Below are 20,044 nucleotides of genomic sequence, written 5' to 3'. Positions count from 1 at the left end.
CCCGCCCCGAGCGCAAATACGGCCTCGTTTTGGCATTCACGCCTATGAGGTGTTTTTCAAAATCATCTGCCGTTGAGGCAGTTGAAGCTGTAAACAGGGAAGTGGAGCTATCAGAAGAGTTCATGGCTGGAGAGAGCAAGACTTGGATTACCTCAAGTTGGTTAAAATGCCGCGACATGCAACAATAATATTGCAGCGTGCTTTTTAGCCGAGGAGGCCCCCTGCTATGAAACGGCTACCAAGCCAGAGCGGACCCAGCCTCGCGGGAGGAAGTCCACGCCCACGCACCATCCGAGTGCCATCCGAGCGCCGAAAACGACAACAACCCCGTCACGCTGAACACATCAGATGGAGAACAGAAGTCCAGCGGTGCAGCTCGCCCGCCCGTTTACATGGGTCGTCGCCGCCGTCTGGTCACTGCATCGTCGTATCGACACAAGGGTCCGACAGGTCCTGGGCCAAGCGCCCCGGTGCCCAAGTCGCGACCGGATGAGACCATGGAATGCCAAGGTTCCAGCCGCAAGGCGGGCCACCGGCAGAGACCGCAGTGACACCGTCTGGACAGATTTCAATGCACCCCGCCCACTTTCAACCGTCTCACCAGTCATGTAAAAAAGACCGCCAATCGTTCAAACTTCGCTCTTGCCAACTCCAACTGCCCATGAGGCCTGCATCCGTTTTGTTCGCCCTTGTTGGTGGATATGTGCTGTTCATGCTGTGGCTGATACAGGGCGTCTCCCGGCAAGTAGCAAGCCCACTGTGGCAAGTGGGATACAAATGTGGGGCAGGTAGTATGTAATCGCTGATGACTGACGGGCCAATGTGTCGCGGTCATCCCATGAAGAGTAATGCTCTGCCCACTCACCTCTCCAGAAAGACAGCGTCCAGTAATGCTGGTCCAAGCCCTCTTTCGGGGGTGATGGTGCATCGGGAAAACCAGCGTTAATCTCGTATTGGTAGTTCGTGTAACGAGTCGGCAGCAAGGCAGATATACTCGTAAACTCATCTTCAGTAGGCAATCTGTGCTCTCTGGCGATGAATGAGTGAACTGCGGCTATTCGATCTCGCATGTCCGCTCTCACTTCGATGTTCTTGGCTAGCTGACCCGGAAGGACGATTTCCGAAATCAGCATCACTGCCGACCAAAGAGCGCCGATCAATCCGAGACTGAACAGTAGGAATCGCATCACGAGAGGCTGTATTTGTTGGGCGAACAATGTTGATCATTCACAAATCGCGAGGTTTGTCAGCAGCTTTATAGCACACGTTTTGACAGGAATATCACGGGTTTTTGAGTTCATGGCGGAGTTTTTCCCTCCTATGCCGTACTCGTTCCACTAAAAAGTAGAATATCACTCACATAGCGGATAATGAACCTGTTCTATGAGCAACAGACCTGAAGCCAAACTGGAGCCGACCTTGGAGGAGCGCATCATCGGATTGATGCGCTTTCGTCATTACAGCAGCAGAGAGTGCCGCCACAGCCACGCCGAAGTTTAGCTGGCTGATTAGCGCTGCACTTTCGCATCGCCGCCTTCGGCGAGTTTTTGCACCTCGGGCAGGGTGGCCATGCTGGTATCGCCTGGTGTCGTCATCGCCAGGGCACCGTGCGCGGCGCCTAGATCGACGGCTATTTGCGGATCATTCTCCACCAGCAGACCGTGGATCAGGCCAGCGACAAAGCTGTCCCCTGCCCCGATGCGGTCCAGGATGTCAAAACGCGGGTAATTCCGGCTGCGGAAAAACTCACCACGGTGCCAGCACAGCGCACCCCAATCATTCACCGATGCCGTATGCACACGCCGCAGCGTCGCGGCGATGGCACGCAGATTCGGGAACTGCGCCGCCAGCTTTTCCATCTGCGGGCGCAGCTTCGCGTCCTCGGAGGCGAAAATATCCTCGCTCCCACTCACCACCGCACCGGCTGCGGGTGGCTCATCACTCAGGACGCCGATCATCACGTCGATGTATGGTGCCAAGCGCCGATTCAGCGCCTGCGCTGCGGGGAATCCACCGCGCTCTTGCCACAAGGATGGGCGGTAATTCAGGTCATAGCTCACCGTCACACCGTGGCGCTTCGCTGCCTCGCAGGCCTCGATGGTGATCTCCGCCGTGGACTCGCTCAAACCGGCAAAAATGCCCCCGGTGTGCAGCCAGCGGCAGCCCAGCGTGCCAAAGAGGTAATCAAAATCAAAATCCCCCGGTTTGAGCTGCGAGGCCGCACTGTGACCACGATCCACGCTGCCCTTTGCCCCACGCACGCCGAAGCCACGCTCGGTGAAATTGATCGGATTGCGCACACGCTTGCCCATGCCGTCATACGGCACCCATTTGACCAAAGAGGCATCCACACCGCCCTGGAGGATCAGATCCTCGATCAAACGGCCGATCTCATTGTCCGCGAATGCCGTCAAAATGCCTGTGCGCAGGCCAAAACAGCGCCGCAAGCCGCGTGCGACGTTGTACTCGCCCCCACCTTCCCAAGTGGTGAATTGGCGTGATGTACGCACCCGCCCCTCACCGGGATCGAGGCGCAAAAGGACTTCACCGAGGGAAAGAACATCGTAGGCGGCAGCAGGGCGTGACATAGCGCTCCGTCTATGAAACGGCCCGCGAGCTCATGCCAGTGCAAAGATGCACCGACTCGCCTCACTTCAGCTCCAGCAGCCTCTTGGACTCCTCCAGAATGAACTTCGTATCCGTTAAGGGGATGTAGTTAATGTCCTGCCAGCGCTGCTTACCAGCTGTATCGACCAAGATTGCCGCATGCAGGGCCTCTTTCTCGAAGTCATCATAGGCCCGCACCTTCTTAAAGCTCTCCAAGCTGCTATCACACAGGATCGGGAAAGGCATCGGCGCATCCGCCTTCAGCTCCAGTTTTTTGCGGATATTCTTTGCCACCGGGCTCGGCTCGATGGTCACCGCCACCAGTTGGATGCCCGCCTTCTCAAACTCCGCCTTTGCCTTCGAGAAGGCTAAGATCTGCTCCACGCAGTGCCCACACTCATGCCCGAGGTAGAAAAGAAACAGCGTTGGCTTCTTCGCTGTGAAATCGCTGCTCATCACAGGCCGTGCATCCAGGTCCAGAGCCTCAAACACGGGTGCCACTGGCGGCTGCCAATGCACCGGGCCCAGCGTATCCAGCGCTGGACGAGTGCCGCTATCCGTGCGCTTCGGGGCGGCACCACACCACTCGCCCTGCACGCCGAAACCTGCCGCGAGTGCCTTCATCCGTGGCACCACGGGCAGATCGCCATCCATGGCAAAAGCCAGCTTCCGCATCTCCTCGAAGGCTTTTTTGGCCTCCTCCGCCTTTCCACAGGCATGCAGCACCTCCACCTTCGCTAATTGGCCCGCGAGGTCCTGGGGGAAGTTTTTCACCAAATCTACCGCTTTTGCCTTTTCACCGATTTGCACCCAAAACCGCGCTACACGCTCTTTGGGCACATCCGTGTCCTTCAGCGCTTCGACGAGTTTTTTTGCCACCGCAGCATCCGGCTTCAAAAGTGCCGCTAGAGCCTTCAGCTCGGCCAAGGCGTGGTTTTTTGCCTTCACTTCGGGCTTTTCGGCCGGTTTGGCGCTCTTCGCCTTCGCATCACTCTTGGCTTTCGTATCCGCTTTGGCCTTCGCTTTGTCTGCATCCGCATTTTTCGGCGGAGCAGGTGGTTTCACGGCCTCTAGCTCCTTTTGCGCCTCTGCCAGCAGCTTCGCGTCCTTCAAATAAAACGCCGCCAGTCCCTGTGCACGCAGCCGCGTGATGTCATGCGCAGGATGGCCCGCAGGCTTCGCCGTGAAGGCCTTCAGGTCGTCCCACAGCTCCCATTTGGTCATGGTCTCGATCAACCGTGTGCGGCCATAGCTCGCAGAGGTGTTCTGCTTATCGAGCGTGTTGTTCGCCGGATGGCGTGGATTGCCCATCAGGCTCCGTGAGAGGGCGATGGCATCCTTGGCGCGGCCGAGTTCATTGAAGTTCCGCACCAGCCACTCCTCATTGTGTGCATAATTGTGGATCTGGTCCGGGAGGATGTAGCTGCGGATCATGTAGGCGTGATCTACCCGCGTGCTGGCCTCCTGCTGCCACACCGCATCATCAAAGCGCCGCAGTTTTGAGTAAGTATGCCCCGGCATGTGCCACATATGCGCGATCCCTGGCGAGACCTGCCCACACTGCGCCGCAGAGCCCAGCGCACGCACTGGCTTGCTGCCATCCCACAGATGGATGCGGTAATGATGCGCCGGATGCTGCGGCGACATGGCAAAGATCTGATCCAGCAGCGCATCCACAGCCTGCGGGCTACCGATGGGCACTTCTTCCTTTGAAACATAAATGCGCCACACTAGAAAAGCCCGCGCCTCCACATCCTTCGGGTCATCCTGCATCAGCGCCTCCAGATCGCGGATGTAGTCCAGGCTGCGCTGCTTCTTGTCCCGCTTGTCCTCTTTGTAGAAAGTCTCCAATACGCCGATCCACTGCCGCTCGCGAGTGCTCGCCTTCGCTTTGAGAGCCACCGCCTTTGCGGTGAAGGCCTTTGCACGCTTCTCGTTGTTCACATTGGCCATCGCCATGCCCCAGAAGGCCATCGCGCACTCAGGATCAAGGGCCGCTACTTGGCGGAACGACCGCTCTGCCTCATAATACCAAAACCCGTGCAACTGCCCCACTCCCTGGGTGAAAAAAGCCTGCGCCTCCGGCTTCTTCGAGCTGATCGGGAACTTCACCGCAGCCCCACAGCCAGGCATCAGCACCGCAGCCTGTCGCGGTCCCTCATTAAAAGCCTCCCCATGGGCTGAGTGCCCCGGCAGCGGCTCGGCCGCATGGATTTGCCCGACAAGAAAAAGACCCAAGATCAAATAACAACGCATGACTCTCCAAAACCACTCCCGCCGCCCGCTTCTATCGCCTCACTATCCCGAACGACGCTCGCAATGCATCCAGACTCCCACCGCTTGACCCGCCGCCCACGCTCGCCTTCATAGCCACCCACCGAAACCCTCTAGCACCACCACTATGCCACTCTCCGTCGGCTCCAAAGCCCCCTCCTTCACCCTCAAGTCCAAAAACGCCAACGGCCTCGCCGATGTCACCATCCCCGCTGCTGGTAAAAACACCGTGCTGCTCTTTGTCCCGCTCGCTTTCACTGGCGTCTGCACCCAGGAACTCTGCGAAATCAGCGCCGGACTCGGAGCCTACAGCGCCCTGAACGCCGACGTGATCGGCATCAGCGTGGACAGCCCCTTCGCGCAAGAAGCCTGGGCACAAAAAGAAAAGATCACCATCCCGCTCGTCAGCGACCTCAACAAAGAAGCCACCAAAGCCTACGATGTGCTCTTCCCAGGCCTCGCTGGCATCGGCGACACCTCCGCCCGTGCCGCCTTCGTCATCGACAGCAACGGCGTCATCCAATACGCCGAGCAGACCGCGACGCCGAAGGATCTGCCAAACTTCGATGCCGTCAAAGCCGCGCTCGCCAAGCTGGCCTAAACGAAGCCACCCGCTCACTCCAAGAACGGAGCCCCGCAATGGGCTCCGTTTTTTGTGCCCACGTGGTCCTACTTCGCTCCCATCTGGGCGATGCACTCACGCACGATCCGCAGGCACTCATCCGGGCTCGCAGGCATCGGCAGCGTCAGAGGGTGCCCCTGCACACGAAGATGGCGTGACATTCCGATGCGCTGTACATCTGTCACCACGATGCCGTGATCGGCAAAGAACTCCACCACCTCCTGATCACTCGCATAACGGCTCATTTTCCGGCCCAGAGTTGAATGTGATCGATCTGGCACGTCCCGAAATCCACCGCCTTGAAGTCGATCTGAGCCTGTCCCGTCATATCGATCTTCGCGCTCTCGAAAAGGTGCTTCGCCCCGTCGATTTGCAGCAAAAGAGTCCCCTTCTTCAGCTCGATGACCACATCATGCCACTCATTCAGCGTGAACAATGGCTTTTCGATACTGACCTTCTCCACATCCTTCTTGATCGTCAAAGTCGTGGCCTTCTCTGCAAAGCTGATCGTGTGGATGTGATGCCCTAGATCCAGCAACGGGAAGCCCTTTTGATACGCCTTCGCGTCATAACGCACCCGCATGGCACAGACGAAATTCTCTGGCACCTTTTTGAGCCAGATCACCGGCTTCAGCCCTGCATGAGAAGGATCACCACTAGCCTTCTTCATCGCCTGAAACTCCTTTGACGACTCACAGCCGTGCAGAACACCCTTCTCCACCTTCCAAGTCGAACTCTGCCGCACCTCCCAGAACTCCGTCTGGAGCGCTCCAGCATCAAAAGTGTCCTCATAGACTAATTGAAGGCTCTGGAAAAGCTGCGGCTTATAACTGCCCCCATCTGCGCCATGCAGCGAGACGGAACAAGCCCCCAGCGTGGCAAGAAAGGCGGCACAAAGATAAAAACATCGTTTCATGGCCCCCGACAACGCACACCAAGCACGATCTTTTCACCCACCCTACCCGATCTGAGCCCGAGACCGCTCAATCTGCCTCATGGGGCTGTCCATGAGACGAGGCGGACAAAGAGGTGGTGTTTTGCTGGGCGGTGTAACGCGCGGCTTGTGGCGGGTTTTGGATGAGCGGGCAAACCATTCATCCATCATGAACACAAAACTCATCCGACTGCTGCCTTTTACGGCCTGTCTCATGCTGACGCCTGGTGCGTCGGCTCAGAATCATCCCAAGATGCCTTCTCAGCGCACACAGCCGCCGAAGCAGCAGGCTGGCCAAGCTGGACCACAGGGACAGCCACCCATGCGCCCGCCAATGAATGCGCAGCGTGCGCAGTTTGGTGATCCACTGCCAGGATTGAATCAACGGGAGCTCCAGGAATTCCTCGATGGAAAGGCGGAGTTCGAAAACACCGAGACGGAGGCAGGTGGTCTCGGGCCCATCTTCAACCATTCGAGCTGCGTTAGCTGCCACAGTGGCCCAGCAACAGGAGGCAGCAGCGAGATCACGGTCACGCGATTTGGAAAAAGCACGAATGGTGTGTTTGATGCGCTGGATTCGCTCGGCGGCTCTCTTTTACAGAGTCAGGCGATCAATCCGGCGGTGCAGGAAGTGGTTCCACCAGAGGCCAATGTCACTGCGCAGCGACGCAGCACGGCGCTTTTCGGCCTGGGTCTTGTTGAGGCCATCCCTGATGGTGAAATACTGCGAAATGCACGCCAGCGCCCGCAGGATGGAGTGCTAGGAAAGCCGAGTTTTGTGCTCGATGTGGCTTCTGGAAAGACGCGTGTTGGCCGCTTTGGCTGGAAGGCCCAGCAAGCCACGCTGCTCGCTTTTTCGGGTGATGCTTATCTCAATGAGATGGGCGTCACGAGCCGTCTTTTCCCAGTGGAAAATGCTCCGAATGGGAATCAGGCCCTCTTGCAGCAATATGACCAGATCATGGACCCTGAGGACACGGTCGATCCGGCCACAGGCCTCAGTGACATTGATCATTCAGCGAATTTCATGCGCTGGCTGGGAGCGCCACCGCGGCGGGCTCCCACGCGCAATAGTGCGCTGGGCGAGCGGCTCTTTCACGGCATTGGCTGCGCGATCTGTCATGTGCCGATGCTCATGACGGGCCCGCATCGCTCTAGGGCTCTGGATCGGAAGCCAGTTTTTGCGTGGTCGGACTTTTTACTGCATGACATGGGCAGTTTGGGGGACGGGATTACTCAGGGACGTGCTACGGCACGCGAGATGAAAACAGCGCCGCTATGGGGACTCGGTGCACAGACTAGCCTCCTGCATGATGGCCGCGCACGCACCATCGACGAAGCCATCCGCGCTCATGATGGTGAGGGCAAAAACTCCAAGGACCGCTACGCAAAGCTGACAGATCGCGATCGAGCGATGCTCCTCGAATTCCTACAGACGCTGTGACAAGCCACGTCACGCCTCTGTTTGGCAAACCACGCATCGCAGGCCGTTGGGAGGCGGCCTGCGATGTTTTTTTACTTGGCTGATACCAGGTCGAGGTTAGCTCGCTAGCGCGGACTGACGTGTGTTTTTGGTTACGAGAGCCATCAGGGCTTCGACGAGGCCGCCATTGGCACCGCCGCCGTTCACGAGCACATCTGGCACCACGCGGAGATTTTTCTCGGCGATGATTTGGAAGAGCTGCATGAGGGCGTAGGTGTCTTGGCCGACGGCCTGAATACCGGCGTAGTGGGCTTCGGCTTTGGCCTGACCGGTGCTGCGGATGGCATCAGCTTCACCAGCGGCACGGAGGCGGGTACTGGTGGCATCGCCCTCGCTCTTTTTGACGGCGGCACTGGCTTGCAGCTCGGAAATGCGCACGCCTTGCTCGGCGCTGACGACTTGGTTTTGGATGTCGGCCAGCGAGGTCTGACGAACGAGCTGCTGACGCTGCATTTCGGCGGCTTCCTGCATTTCGTAGGTCTTGCGATGCTCCTCGGCGATCTTGCGATCGGTTTGAGTCTTCATGAGCGACTCGGGTGGCGTGATGTCGCCGATGAGCGTGTCGATGGCCTCGACATCGTATTCACGCAAAGCGGCGGCGATGTGCTGCGCGGCCTCGTTTTGCCGCTCGGTGCGGGCGCTGAGGAAGTCCAGCACGGTGTAGGCCTGGGCGCTGTTGCGGAAGTAGTTTCCGACAATCGGCTGCAAGGCGTGGTCGATGAGGTTTTGCACCGAACCGGCCCGCGAAATGACTTTTGGGGCTTCATTGGCTCCGATGTGGATGATCTGCGAAACGTCGAGATTGAAGGCGAAGCCATCGCGTGAGCGCACGGTGATGGAATTGAGCTTTTCATCAAACTGATGCGCTTCGGTGCGGTTGGCCCAGTTGAGCACGATGTTGGTGGTGGGCACGAGTTCGACCCGCATGATGCGAGTGTTGATGGGATGCTTGCCGGGCAGCAATGGACGCACCCACACGCCTTTGTGGCCCACTTCGACGAGGTCGCCGTGTTTGAAATCAGGACCGCTGACGTCTTCATGCAGATTACCGACATAGCTGATGACGACGCCGACGTGGCCGATGGGGATTTCGACCATCTCGACCTGCTCCACATGGGCGAACCACGGATTGAGGTTCCACTGACCGCTGAGCAAGATTTGCTCTTGCAAACCACGGCGACCTCCGGCGCTGAGGAAGGCCTGGGCGTCTTGGAAGTTGTTGTGGCCGGGCACGATGGGGCCTGCGATCTCGCCTTGCTCGATACAGGCACCGTCTAGCGTGGTGACGATGCCGACTTTATCGGGCTCGATGTTCAGTAGGCGCAGCGCGGCAGGTGAAATGCCATGCTCATGGCAATTCCGCGTCACCAGCACCTGAAAGAGCGCGGGATTGATGCGATACGATCCTGCGGTGATCACCGCGAGCTGGCGACCCTTTTCACCGCCGTTTTGGAGGAAAGCGCGGGCGTCTTGGAAGTGGTCACACTTCACTACGCGGCCCAAAATGCGCTCCGGCGGGATGGCGCTGCCTGTGCGAGCCACGACGAGCGCTAGCTCACCCTGCGGCACGACGACCATCGGCACGCACTGGACGCTGAATTGCCACTTCCAGTAACCAAAATGAAGTCCTGGAGGCAATGTATCGGCCTGATAGCCCGCTTCGCCATTAAGAGCGATGATTTCGCCTGCTGGCAAGCTACGCATGGCAAAGCGTTTGATGACGAGTCCCACCTGCTGCTCGCCGATATGGACGACGCCGAAGAGATTGATGAGGAGAAAGAAGAAGAGGATGAGCGTGGCCCACCAGTAGGTGAGCATGAGATGAAAGAGAGTGTTCATGAGATTGATGATTTTAGATTTCTGATTGATGATTTGGATCGTTCGGATCTGACCGATGAGTAGGATTGCGCGGCATGAGTGCCTCCTACGGCGGCGTCACCGCGCTCACGAAGGCCTCGGGATCGTCGCACGAGAGGACGATGGTCTTCTCTGACAAGCGCAGCACGACGGGGCGCTTCCAGTCGTTCACAAAGGCGCGGTAGTGACCGAGCCGTTTGTTCCAGTAGCGGCCCGTGTTGGAGAAGCCGCCGCCATTGCCAAAGGTACGGAGGCTACCACGGCAGGCGTCTGGAATGCTCTCTGCGCTTTGCAGGCCTGTCAGCGGGATTTCGGTGTCCCACCACAGTCGATGCACGAGCAGCGTGCTGTTTTGTATCGTGAAGCCTCTCACCACGAAAGGAATCATGGAGAGCAGGCAAACAATCGGCACCAAGATGGGAAACCAGATGCCGGAGCCAAGCTGGCGAAGCGCGGGCACAAAGAACCCATCAAAGATGCTGATGCCGAGGCAGATCAGCGTCACCAAAGCTGAGCTCCATTTCAAACTCGTGCCCCAAGGGGCCTTGAAGTGTGTTTTCATGATGATGGGCCTCCTATTTGGTGATGAGATCGAGGCGTTGGCACTGTGGGCAGTGCCAGGCGCTGACTTTGCGGGCTTCGCGCTTCACGCCGAAGATCCAGGTATGGAGCTGACGCAGGATGGTGATGTCCATCGGTGTGGGACTGACCCAGACGTTGTTATTGAGGAGGCAGCCGCGTGTCATCGGGCTACCGCAGTCGCGGCAGGTGGCACGGGCACGGGATTCCACGGGACGGCTGAGGGGAGCCGTGCCGCAGGATGCGGTGAGGTTCATGGATGTGTTGGTTTCTGTTCTGACAGGGAAACCATGGTCCCGATGCACTGGCACCGGGCAGAGGATCGCCCTTCCAAATCGGCCTGCGAGGTTAGCTGTCGGGCTGGTCCTTGGAAGTGGACTGGTCAGCGGTTGCCCGCTTTCCTGCGCCCCGCCCTGGGTCTTTCGACTCAGGGAGTTTGGGTCCCCCGTGCCAGTGCTCAGGAAGGAGCACCGACTTCGGCTGCGGCGCAATTCACGCACGGCGCACACACTTTGTCAAAGCCAGCGATATGCGATGAATGAACAGCGCGGCATTTTGGCGCTGAAATGCTGCTTGACCGCTTGCGCCATCAGCAGCTCGCGTTAAGAGCAGTGGATGGAAAAATCTTCCAAATCCGTTCTGACCGACCTCCAGTCTCTCGACACCGCCGCGCATAAAGCACGGCTCGGTGAGCTTCGGAGGTATCTTTGACGTCCCTAGACTCACCGACGAACTTGCCATGCTGGAGGACCGCATGGGCGCACCTGGATTCTGGGATGACCCGAATGCGGCGCGAAAGACCATCGACCGCACCAATGTGATCAAGAAGAAGATCATCCCGCTCGGAGAGCTGGAGACGCGTGCTGCGGACTTTGATGGCTTGATCGAGCTGGCCAAAGAGGCCGGTGACACAGACACCTGGCGCGAAGTCGAGCACGAGCATAAAAAGCTGACCGCCGATGTGGCGAACTTTGAGCTCCAGCAGCTCCTCAGTGGCCCATTTGACCGTGGGAATGCCTTCATCACTATCCACAGCGGTGCAGGTGGCACGGAGGCATGCGACTGGGCAGATATGCTGCTGCGCATGTATCAGCGCTGGTGCGAAAAACGCAGCTACAAGGTCGAAATGATCGACTTCCAGGCCGGTGATGAAGTGGGCGTGCGCAGCGCCACACTCGAAATCATGGGCGAAAACGCCTTTGGTTTCCTCCAGGCGGAGCGCGGCGTGCATCGACTGGTGCGCATCTCGCCCTTCGATGCGGCGAAGAAGCGCCACACGTCCTTTGCCTCCATCGACGTCACCCCAGACTCGGAGGAGGAAATCGACATTGTCGTGCGTGATGAAGACCTCCGCGTGGATACCTACCGCGCGGGTGGCAAGGGCGGTCAGAACGTCAATAAGGTCGAAACCGCCGTACGACTGACGCACATCCCCAGTGGTGTCATTGTCGCCTGCCAGATCGAGCGCAGTCAGCCCAAAAACCGCGCGAAGGCTATGAGCATGCTCAAAGCCAAGCTCTACCAGATCGAGGAAGATAAGCGTGCCGCCGAGCTCAATAAGCAATACGGCGAAAAGAGCGACATCGGCTGGGGTAGTCAGATCCGCAGCTACGTCTTCCAGCCTTATCAGATGGTCAAAGATCACCGTACGGGCGAAAAGACGAGTAACATCGACGATGTGATGAATGGCGACTTGGATGCCTTCATGGAGGCGAAGCTGCGTGGTAAGAAAGCTGGCGCAGATGATGCCGGTGATGACGTATGATGCAGGACCATGAGAACACTCGCATTCCTCCTCTGCGCCATCACATCGATCCAGGCTGCTGACCCAGCTGAGATCCGGCTATGGCCAGAGGGTGCTCCAGGGCAGATGAAGCCGCACTCAGAGGCCACGGCGGAGTTTATCCGCACAAAAGCGGGCAAAAGCACGATCACCGACATCCATGAGCCCACCCTCACGTTCTTCAAGCCTGAGAAGCCGAATGACACGGCGGTGATCGTGGCACCAGGTGGTGGCTACGTGTTTCTTTCTGCCGTACATGAGGGCACCCAGGTCTGTGAGTGGCTGGCCAGCACCGGTGTGACTGGCGTTTTGCTGAAATACCGCACTCCAACGCGGGATGAAGCAGCTCCGCATGAAAAACCAGTGCAGGACGCTGCAAAGGCGATCTCCTACCTGCGTGAGCATGCGGCGGAGTATAGCATCAATCCACAGCGGATCGGCCTACTGGGCTTCAGCGCGGGCGGGAATCTGCTAGCGCATCTGGCCTGTGATCGCTCGCAGGACATGGCGAGGCCCAATTTTGGCATCATGATCTACGGCGGTGGTTTCGTGGACTATAAAGAGCCCACGAAGCTCAAAGCTGGCTTCACCGTACCTGCGGATGCTCCGCCGATGTTCCTAGCCTGTGCGCATGATGATGGTCAAAATCCCATCGCGGCGGCTACGATGTATCTGGAGCTCAAAAAGCACCGCATACCGGCCGAGCTGCATCTTTACACACAGGGCGGACACGGATTCGGCATGCGGGCCAATAACAAGCCGATCAATGCCTGGCCAGCACGCGTGGCAGAGTGGATGCAGTCGATGGGCTGGATGCCGTGAGAGGTGTTTTTATCGCCGTGACTCAACTCAAGGTTGAGTGACACGCATCCTCGCAAAGCGGCGCTGAGTACTGCTGGTGACGGGAATGATGGCCTGTATCTGCTGAGTACTGCCATCTGTGGATACAACGCTGCTGGTGACGCCTGCGGTGCTCCAGTCGTTGATGAGCGTATCGCTCCACTCGATGGTGATGCTGACATCGGTGGCAGAAAGATTTTTCGTGTAGGTGAAGGCGAGAGAGTCTGTGAGGAGTGCGCAGGAGATGGGCAGGGTGTCATTGAGATTGGGAGACATGCCGGTGGCATATTCGAGCAGGTTTTCGACTCCGTCTTGGTCGCTGTCTGCGGTGGGGAGTGCCGCGTCACCCGTGAGGTTATTGGCGGTGGCCCAGGAGTTGTAGGGCGGTTGATTGATGACGAGTGTGCCCGTGGCACTGCCTTGGTAATTCGGGTCCGTGATGGTGGCGAGGACAGCGTAGCTGCCTGCGGCGGTGGGTGCGGTGCTGGTGCCGTCGTAGGTGATGGAGACAGAGAGTCCGGCGGGTGTGGTGGTGGCAGTGATGGGCTTTGGCGTGCCGTCGTAAGACTGTGTGAGATTGCTCAGCGTGATGGCCGCTGGTGCGGGATTCACCGTGAGAGTGGCGATGCCGGAGAGCGAGGCATTCGTGGCCGTAATGATGTATGGACCGCCCGCGCTGGTGGCGGTGAAAGTGCCGGTACTGCTGCTGATGCTGCCACCGCCACTCGTCGTCCAGGTGAAGGATGTCGGCTGTGGGCTCACTGCCTGGCCGAACTGATCGAGCTGACTCGCTGCAAAGGCCTGTGTGCTGCCGACAGTGATGCTGGCAGACGCAGGCGTGACACTGATGCCTGTGGCCGTGGCCAAGACACGCACATTGACGCTGCTGCTGGTCTGGAGCCCCAGTGCATCGCGTGCGACGACGGTGAGGAGGTAGTCGCCCGTGGCCTCAAAGAGCACGGTGGCTGTTTTGGATGCATTGGTGCCATTGATGCTAAAGGAGGGGGCGATGCCGCCACTGTGTATGCCACTCCATGTATAAATAAGGGCACTCTCGCCGCCGTCGTCACTGGCGGTGACGCTGATTTGCACATCCTGACCACGCACGATTTCAAAGATGGTGGAGTCAGGATCGGTGACGGACTCCGTGGAGGCCGTGTCTGCTGCGATGGTGATGACGGGGGCTTGATTGGTCTGATTCGCACCCCCTGTGAGAGCGATGGTATCCACATACCATCCGATGCTGGAGGTGCCGACATTCGTAGCGATACGCCAGCGTGCCCGCAGGCTGTGCCCAGCGTACTTCGCTGTGTCGGTGAGATTGATGATGGTCTGGATGAAGCCGTTGCTATTCCCCGACCAAGCGGGCAGCCCGGCGAAATCACTGCGATCTGCGGGCTTGCCGCCGCTGCTCATGGTGGTGTTGTAGCCATTGCTGGCAAATGCTGCGCCTGAGCCACTAGCGGTCACGTCGAACCAAGCGCCGCCATCGAGTGAGAACTCGAGCTTTCCTCCATCACGAGCACTTTGCAGATTGTAGCTGTGCCAGAAGGTGAACTGCATGTTCGTGGCATTCCCAGGGATGCTCACGCTCGGGCTGGTGAGATTGCATGTCGTCTTTGTAGCAGGACCTGGGGCGAAGTAGGACTTCGTCGGACTGTGGCTGGCAGTGGAGACGACAGACCATGCATTGCTGCCCGTGGTGGCCTGGGAGGTCCAGCCACTGAGAGTACCGTCAAAGCTCTCGCTCCAGAGTGCTCCGACGATGGTGAAGGCATCTGCGAGCACGGTTGTCTCGCTATCTGGATTCGTCACCCGCACACTCCAGGTGCCTGCCGCTGCGCCGGTGAGGTCAAACTGGCTGCGCAGGCTGGTGGTGCTGTTCCATGTGGTGCTCGTCGCGGTGATGTCACTCTGGCCACTGCGCTGGAGCTTCACCACCGCACCCGTTTTAAAACTCACGCCTGCAAGATCCATCGTTACGGCACCAGGGAGCGCGGTCGTCGGTGTGATGCTGGTGATGGAGAGCGGAGGAGGTGGTGGTAGCTCATTCGCACTGCCGCTGATGAGGAGGGAGTAATTCTGAGTATTATTCGTCAAAGTGCCCGTGTAGGTCACGACGCAGCGATAGACGCCTGCGACCGGAGGTGCTGCGAGATAGACTTGCTCCACATTGTCCACATTGTTCACGCCCGTCGTGGCGGGTAGGTCCATGGAGGCCTGCGTCCAGGTGCCGACAAAGGGCATCACATACGGCAGATGCTCGCTGCCAGCAGGCCCGGTGATCTTGAGCTGGAGATTATTGATGAGTCGCGGCGTGCGTAGATCATTGGTCGTGGTGGCGGTGCCTGCTGGGTCCGTCCAGGCCAGTGTGGCACGGATGGGCGACACGCCATCCCACACAAACTCATGGTTCACTGTGGTCGTGGTGCTGGTGATGACACCTTCATTCAAACGCACCTTCAGCGGATTGGCCGCGTGGTCGCGGATCAAGTCTGCTGCGGCGACGCCATTGACTAGGCCCCATCCGTATTTGTAATCCGGCCCTGCATTGCCGCGATCATCCGCCGTGTGGATGAGCAGGCTCTTCAGCGTGCTACTGCGCATCGCGCCGCCTGGAAAGAGCTGGCCATACTGCTGGATGATTAGCGCTGCCGTGCCCGTAGCGTTCGGCGTGGCCATACTCGTGCCGCTGTATATTCCGTACGACGTATCGCTGCCATTTAGGGAGGAAAGGAGCTGATCCCCGTTCGCCACGATGTCCGGCTTGATGCGTCCATCATCCGTAGGTCCCCAGGAGGAGAAATAGCTCACTGTAGCCGCAGCGACACTGCGCAGACCACCACTCACCGCATCCGAGGTGGAGCCCACAGTGATCACATTTTTCCCCAACGCATCAAAAGCCATGCTCTCAAAGCCACCCCGGTAGCTCCCGTCCCCACCTGGATGCGTACTGCTGCTATAGCTGACCACGGTAGAGCTACCGGGTGAGAGCGCCACCGCCGTGCCATCCGTAGGATTATCAGCACGCTCATTCCCAGCGCTGCGGAAGATCAGGTAATACGGTGCGCTAAAGGCCAGCGCATCACTCTGGCGTGAGTAGGTATTGTAGCGGCCAAAATCATACTCATAGCCCGCTGTTGTCGTCCCATCACCATACCATTCCCAAGTGCGTGCAGGACTACCTGCTCCACCGACATAATTCCACCCACTGACGTAGCCGTAGCTGTGATTCGAGAGGTAGAGCATGCCAGACTGCGCAGGGGCCGCCGCAGCGCGGGCTGTCATCTCGGTGATGTCACTATTCCAGTCGTAGCTGTCCACCGTGGCCACGGGGGCCATGCCTTTTGCATTCGCATTCACTCCCGCTGCCGCGATGGTGCCTCCTACATGCGTCGCGTGGTCGATCGAGGCCGATCCGTCCTTCACCACCGCACGTGATCCGGTAGCGAACTCCTGGTGCGTCGCCCGCACGCTACCACCGTCCCACACCCCCACCGTCATCCCCGTGCCCGTCAGTGCATAAGGCGCATTCCGCAGGACATTGGCACCGGTAGAAATCGCCGCATTCACATTGTGTGTGGTGAAATAGACCGGCTGCCCGTGTTCAAAACCTGCCAGCTCCTGCACCACACCACCAGGCCGCTCCACGCGCAGCGGCAATCCTCGCCGCAGAGCCTCCGCCACCGCGCTTTGGCGATTCTTCATCTCGATCAGCTTCATCCGCGCCACCGCTCGCTCGCGGGCTCCCGGCACACTCAGGTCTCCCACCTCCTCCAGTACATCCGCGAAAGTTTGCTCCGACATGGCAGGCAGTTGTGTCGCTTGTGAAGCCGAAACCGGCTGCAGGGCAAGTGGGGCTGCCTTTTGAGCCTGCGGAGCCACAGAACCCTGTGATGCATCATTCGTGGCATTTTGCCGCTCTGGGCCCCGCAGGTGCCAAATCACCACCACGGCCAAAACCAGGCCGAGGAGCAAAAAAATCAGAGTTCGGGTATCGCGACGAAACATGCAGCAAAGCGACCCAAACCTACTGGAACCGGAATCGCCCCACAATAGACATTATCAGCGCCAGGGCGTTGCATCATCACTCCCCCCAGGGGAGAAACCGACTCACAGAGCCTTCACCGCATCCACAAGCGGCCTGACAAAGGCCTCCAGCTTTGCCGCACAATCAGGCGATGAGCCATTTTGCTCGATCAGCTTCACGATAGCGCTGCCCACCACGACGCCATCCGCCTTGCTCGCGATTTCTGCGGCTTGGGATGGATTGGATACACCGAAACCGACACACACGGGCACCTGCGTCGCCGCCTGGATGACCGCCACCTGCTCCGCGATTCCGGTAGCGATCTCCGCCTGCGCACCCGTCACGCCAAGGCGGCTCACATAATAGACAAACCCCTCCGCCGACTTCGCGATGCTGGCGATTCGCTCCGCAGGGCTCGTCGGAGCGATGAGCTGGATATGTCGCAGCTCAGGTGTGGGCCGCAGCTCCGAGTTTTGCGCTGCTTCATCCGGTGGTAAGTCCAGCACCAGCACCCCATCCGCCCCAGCCGCAGCGGCATCATGGTGGAACTGCTCATAACCATACGTATAGACCGGATTGAGATAGGTGAAGAGCACCAGCGGCACCTGGGAGCGAGTGCGCAGCGTGCGGATCATCTCCAGCACCTTTGGCGTAGATGCACCGGCCTTCAGAGCACGATCTGCCGCCATCTGATTCACCACGCCATCCGCCAGCGGGTCCGAAAAAGGCACTCCCAGCTCCACGATGTCTGCCCCAGCACGCTCCAGCGCCAGCACGATGTCAATCGTGGCATCCAGGGTCGGATCACCCGCACAGACATAGGCGACGAAAGCCTTCTTCTTCGCATCACGAAGGGCAGCAAAACGGGCATCAATACGGTTGGTCGGGGCGGGCATGGGGCAGTCTGCGTAGCACGCGAAAGCGCCCATGTCGAATGCCAGCTTGGGTAGAAGAAAAGGTCTCCCTCCTGCATCATTTTCTTCTCGCCACGCCCCCGTCTCCGCTGCTATCACGCTACCCAGCGCACCATGAAGCACCTCCTCACATTCCTCCTTTTGACCAGCACCGCCCTCACAGCGGAAAAACTCAGCATCCTCATCGTGGATGGCCAAAACAATCACAAATGGGACATCACCACCCCCGTCCTACGCCATGCCCTGGAGAGCAGTGGGGCCTTCACCGTCACCGTCGCCACCTCACCGCCCAAAGGAGCCCCCGCAGAAGCATGGGCATCCTTTAACCCCGACTTCAGCGCCTACCGCGCCGTCGTCAGCAACTACAACGGCGAGCCCTGGCCCCAAGCCGTCCGTGACGCCTTCGTGAAATACGTCGGTGCAGGTGGTGGCTTCGTCTCCGTCCACGCCGCCAACAATTCCTTCCCCGAATGGAAAGAATACAACGACATGATCGGCGTCGGTGGCTGGGGCGGTAGAAACGAAAAATCCGGCCCCTGGCTCTACGTCAAAGATGGCAAGCTCTTCCGCGACACCAGCCCCGGCAATGGCGGAGCCCACGGCCCCCAGCACCAGTTCATCGTCGAATTCCAGACCAGTGAGCACCCCATCACTCGCGGCCTACCAAAGCGCTGGCTCCACGCCCAGGATGAGCTTTACAGCAAACTCCGCGGCCCCGCGCAGAATGTCGAAATCCTCTCCGCCTCCATGAGCGACCTCACCGCCGTCCCAGAGCCGAATAACATGGTCCTCAACTACCAAAAAGGCCGCGTCTTCCACACCACCCTCGGCCACGCAGACTACTCCATGCTCGACCGTGGCTTCTACGAGATCCTCCAGCGCGGCACCGAGTGGGTCGCCACCGGTGATGTGAAAGCCACCGCAGACGTACCCACCGATTTCCCCACCGAGCAAGCCGTCAGCGCCGTCCAACTCGAAGGCCACCCAAAGCAAGAGCGCCAGAAGCCGAAAAAATAAAGCTACGCCTCACCTTTCCGTGCGCAGCTTCCCCGCGACTCAAGAAGCCAAGAAAATCAGCGACTTAGGGTAAAGGGTCGTGATCTCAAGGCTGTGCCAAGCGGGCGGCGAGGAGGAGGGCTTCGACGAGGCTGGTGCCGCTGGCTTTGCCCTGCCAGGCGATGTCGCAGGCGGTGCCGTGATCGACGCTGGTGCGGGGCACGGGGAGGCCCAACGTGGTGTTGACGGCGGTGTCAAAGGCGAGGGCTTTCAGCGGAATGAGCGCCTGATCGTGGTACATGCAGATGTAGGCATCGGTCGCTCGACGACGTGCGGTGATGAAGGCGGTGTCTGGCGGTAGCGGGCCTTCGATGGTGATGCCTTGGCTGCGTGCGGCGGCGATGGCGGGGGCGATGATGTTTTCCTCCTCCCCACGTCCGAAGAGGCCATGCTCGCCAGCGTGGGGATTGAGCCCGAGGACGGCTAGGCGGGGCTTTTTGCCACGTACTCGCCGCACGGCGGCTTCTGTGAGTGTGATGACCTCCAGGATGCGCTGGGTGGTGAGCGCGGGGACGACGTCCTGATAGCCGATGTGGACGGTGACGAGGCTGCATATCATCTCCTGGGAGAAAAAGGTCATGCAGGAGTGCTGCGCGGCCATTTTCTCTGCAAACATCTCGGTGTGGCCGGGGTAGGTGATGCCGGCGGCATGCAGGGCTTCTTTATTGAGCGGTGCGGTGGCTACGGCGGCAACTTGGCCTGCGAGGGCGGCTTGGATGCTTTTTTCGACGTAGCGATATCCTGCGGCTCCTGTGCGGGCACTGATCACACCTGGCTCAAAACCCTCTGCATCAAAGCCAAAGAGATCCAGCACTGCGGGCTGGTCCAGGGTGCTGCAGCGCTCTGGCCACTCGATTTCACTGAGGATGCGTGTGGGTGCGGGGAGGCCAGTCTGGCGGGCACATTTGGCGAGGAGGCGTGCATCTCCAAAAATGACCGGGGTGGCGATTTCGCGGACGGATTCGTTGGCGAGGAGTTGCAGGCAGATTTCGGGCCCGACCCCGGCGGGGTCGCCCATGGTGACGGCGATGAGTGGTTTTGACATGAGGTTGCGCGGGAGAGTTA

At 59.2% G+C, this 20,044-nt stretch carries 15 protein-coding genes; 5 read left to right on the top strand and 10 right to left on the bottom strand.

The window, feature by feature from the left end; genetic code table 11:
• Nucleotides 1-1,508 precede the first annotated feature (1,508 nt).
• Nucleotides 1,509-2,588: a sugar kinase gene (locus IPK32_10950; protein ID MBK8092468.1), complete on the bottom strand. Its 1,080-nt coding sequence runs from the start codon at nucleotides 2,586-2,588 to the stop codon at nucleotides 1,509-1,511.
• Nucleotides 2,589-2,649: 61 nt separating this feature from the next.
• On the bottom strand, nucleotides 2,650-4,845 hold the full coding sequence (locus tag IPK32_10945; GenBank protein MBK8092467.1) for a redoxin domain-containing protein: 2,196 nt from the start codon (nucleotides 4,843-4,845) through the stop codon (nucleotides 2,650-2,652).
• A gap of 163 nt (nucleotides 4,846-5,008) precedes the next feature.
• Between IPK32_10945 and IPK32_10940 the strand changes: the two genes are divergently transcribed.
• Entirely contained in the window at nucleotides 5,009-5,482 is a 474-nt protein-coding gene (locus tag IPK32_10940; GenBank protein MBK8092466.1) for a redoxin domain-containing protein, read from the top strand.
• 68 nt (nucleotides 5,483-5,550) lie between these two features.
• Here IPK32_10940 and IPK32_10935 read toward each other — a convergent pair whose 3' ends face one another.
• Both IPK32_10935 and IPK32_10930 read right to left on the bottom strand, forming a co-directional pair.
• Entirely contained in the window at nucleotides 5,551-5,748 is a 198-nt protein-coding gene (locus IPK32_10935) for a hypothetical protein (protein ID MBK8092465.1), read from the bottom strand.
• Nucleotides 5,745-6,419: a hypothetical protein gene (locus IPK32_10930; protein ID MBK8092464.1), complete on the bottom strand. Its 675-nt coding sequence runs from the start codon at nucleotides 6,417-6,419 to the stop codon at nucleotides 5,745-5,747. The genes IPK32_10935 and IPK32_10930 overlap by 4 nt, the downstream gene beginning before the upstream one ends.
• Nucleotides 6,420-6,606: 187 nt before the next feature.
• Here IPK32_10930 and IPK32_10925 point away from each other — a divergent pair, with 187 nt between their 5' ends.
• Nucleotides 6,607-7,881, top strand: coding sequence for a hypothetical protein (locus IPK32_10925; GenBank protein ID MBK8092463.1), 1,275 nt, complete (start codon nucleotides 6,607-6,609; stop codon nucleotides 7,879-7,881).
• 96 nt (nucleotides 7,882-7,977) lie between these two features.
• Here the strand turns inward: IPK32_10925 and IPK32_10920 are convergent, their stop codons facing one another.
• From IPK32_10920 to IPK32_10910, 3 genes are all read right to left on the bottom strand, one after another.
• Nucleotides 7,978-9,759, bottom strand: a complete 1,782-nt coding sequence (locus IPK32_10920) for a flotillin family protein (GenBank protein MBK8092462.1) — start codon at nucleotides 9,757-9,759, stop codon at nucleotides 7,978-7,980.
• Nucleotides 9,760-9,844: 85 nt separating this feature from the next.
• Entirely contained in the window at nucleotides 9,845-10,339 is a 495-nt protein-coding gene (locus tag IPK32_10915; GenBank protein MBK8092461.1) for a hypothetical protein, read from the bottom strand.
• 13 nt (nucleotides 10,340-10,352) lie between these two features.
• Entirely contained in the window at nucleotides 10,353-10,613 is a 261-nt protein-coding gene (locus IPK32_10910) for a hypothetical protein (protein ID MBK8092460.1), read from the bottom strand.
• Nucleotides 10,614-11,029: 416 nt separating this feature from the next.
• Between IPK32_10910 and prfB the strand changes: the two genes are divergently transcribed.
• Both prfB and IPK32_10900 read left to right on the top strand, forming a co-directional pair.
• Entirely contained in the window at nucleotides 11,030-12,121 is a 1,092-nt protein-coding gene (gene prfB / locus IPK32_10905) for a peptide chain release factor 2 (protein MBK8092459.1), read from the top strand.
• A 9-nt stretch (nucleotides 12,122-12,130) separates the two neighbouring features.
• Nucleotides 12,131-12,961, top strand: a complete 831-nt coding sequence (locus IPK32_10900; protein ID MBK8092458.1) for an alpha/beta hydrolase — start codon at nucleotides 12,131-12,133, stop codon at nucleotides 12,959-12,961.
• A 27-nt stretch (nucleotides 12,962-12,988) separates the two neighbouring features.
• Here IPK32_10900 and IPK32_10895 read toward each other — a convergent pair whose 3' ends face one another.
• A complete protein-coding gene (locus IPK32_10895; GenBank protein MBK8092457.1) occupies nucleotides 12,989-16,786 on the bottom strand; it encodes a S8 family serine peptidase in 3,798 nt (1,265 codons plus the stop codon).
• Nucleotides 16,787-17,092: 306 nt separating this feature from the next.
• Nucleotides 17,093-17,905: a tryptophan synthase subunit alpha gene (locus IPK32_10890; GenBank protein ID MBK8092456.1), complete on the bottom strand. Its 813-nt coding sequence runs from the start codon at nucleotides 17,903-17,905 to the stop codon at nucleotides 17,093-17,095.
• A 132-nt stretch (nucleotides 17,906-18,037) separates the two neighbouring features.
• Here IPK32_10890 and IPK32_10885 point away from each other — a divergent pair, with 132 nt between their 5' ends.
• Entirely contained in the window at nucleotides 18,038-18,940 is a 903-nt protein-coding gene (locus tag IPK32_10885; protein ID MBK8092455.1) for a ThuA domain-containing protein, read from the top strand.
• Between the two features lie 85 nt (nucleotides 18,941-19,025).
• On the opposite strand, the gene pdxA is transcribed toward IPK32_10885, so the two are convergent.
• Nucleotides 19,026-20,024 carry a 4-hydroxythreonine-4-phosphate dehydrogenase PdxA gene (gene pdxA / locus IPK32_10880; GenBank protein MBK8092454.1) on the bottom strand — a complete coding sequence of 333 codons (999 nt, stop codon included), beginning with the start codon at nucleotides 20,022-20,024 and terminating at the stop codon, nucleotides 19,026-19,028.
• Nucleotides 20,025-20,044: the final 20 nt, after the last annotated feature.

It is taken from the genome of Verrucomicrobiaceae bacterium (assembly GCA_016713035.1).
Lineage (GTDB): Bacteria > Verrucomicrobiota > Verrucomicrobiia > Verrucomicrobiales > Verrucomicrobiaceae > Prosthecobacter.
Note: the sequence above shows the minus strand (reverse complement) of the source record. Positions and strands in the feature narration are given on the sequence as shown.

What these genes read in the sequence shown, in the direction of transcription:
- IPK32_10895 (MBK8092457.1), bottom strand. Translation starts at nt 16,786, where the DNA reads ATGTCGGAGCAAACTTTCGCGGATGTACTGGAGGAGGTGGGAGACCTG.
- IPK32_10925 (MBK8092463.1), top strand. Translation starts at nt 6,607, where the DNA reads ATGAACACAAAACTCATCCGACTGCTGCCTTTTACGGCCTGTCTCATG.
- IPK32_10940 (MBK8092466.1), top strand. Translation starts at nt 5,009, where the DNA reads ATGCCACTCTCCGTCGGCTCCAAAGCCCCCTCCTTCACCCTCAAGTCC.
- IPK32_10920 (MBK8092462.1), bottom strand. Translation starts at nt 9,759, where the DNA reads ATGAACACTCTCTTTCATCTCATGCTCACCTACTGGTGGGCCACGCTC.
- IPK32_10915 (MBK8092461.1), bottom strand. Translation starts at nt 10,339, where the DNA reads ATGAAAACACACTTCAAGGCCCCTTGGGGCACGAGTTTGAAATGGAGC.
- IPK32_10885 (MBK8092455.1), top strand. Translation starts at nt 18,038, where the DNA reads ATGAAGCACCTCCTCACATTCCTCCTTTTGACCAGCACCGCCCTCACA.
- pdxA (MBK8092454.1), bottom strand. Translation starts at nt 20,024, where the DNA reads ATGTCAAAACCACTCATCGCCGTCACCATGGGCGACCCCGCCGGGGTC.
- IPK32_10935 (MBK8092465.1), bottom strand. Translation starts at nt 5,748, where the DNA reads ATGAGCCGTTATGCGAGTGATCAGGAGGTGGTGGAGTTCTTTGCCGAT.
- IPK32_10950 (MBK8092468.1), bottom strand. Translation starts at nt 2,588, where the DNA reads ATGTCACGCCCTGCTGCCGCCTACGATGTTCTTTCCCTCGGTGAAGTC.
- IPK32_10900 (MBK8092458.1), top strand. Translation starts at nt 12,131, where the DNA reads ATGAGAACACTCGCATTCCTCCTCTGCGCCATCACATCGATCCAGGCT.
- IPK32_10930 (MBK8092464.1), bottom strand. Translation starts at nt 6,419, where the DNA reads ATGAAACGATGTTTTTATCTTTGTGCCGCCTTTCTTGCCACGCTGGGG.
- IPK32_10910 (MBK8092460.1), bottom strand. Translation starts at nt 10,613, where the DNA reads ATGAACCTCACCGCATCCTGCGGCACGGCTCCCCTCAGCCGTCCCGTG.
- IPK32_10890 (MBK8092456.1), bottom strand. Translation starts at nt 17,905, where the DNA reads ATGCCCGCCCCGACCAACCGTATTGATGCCCGTTTTGCTGCCCTTCGT.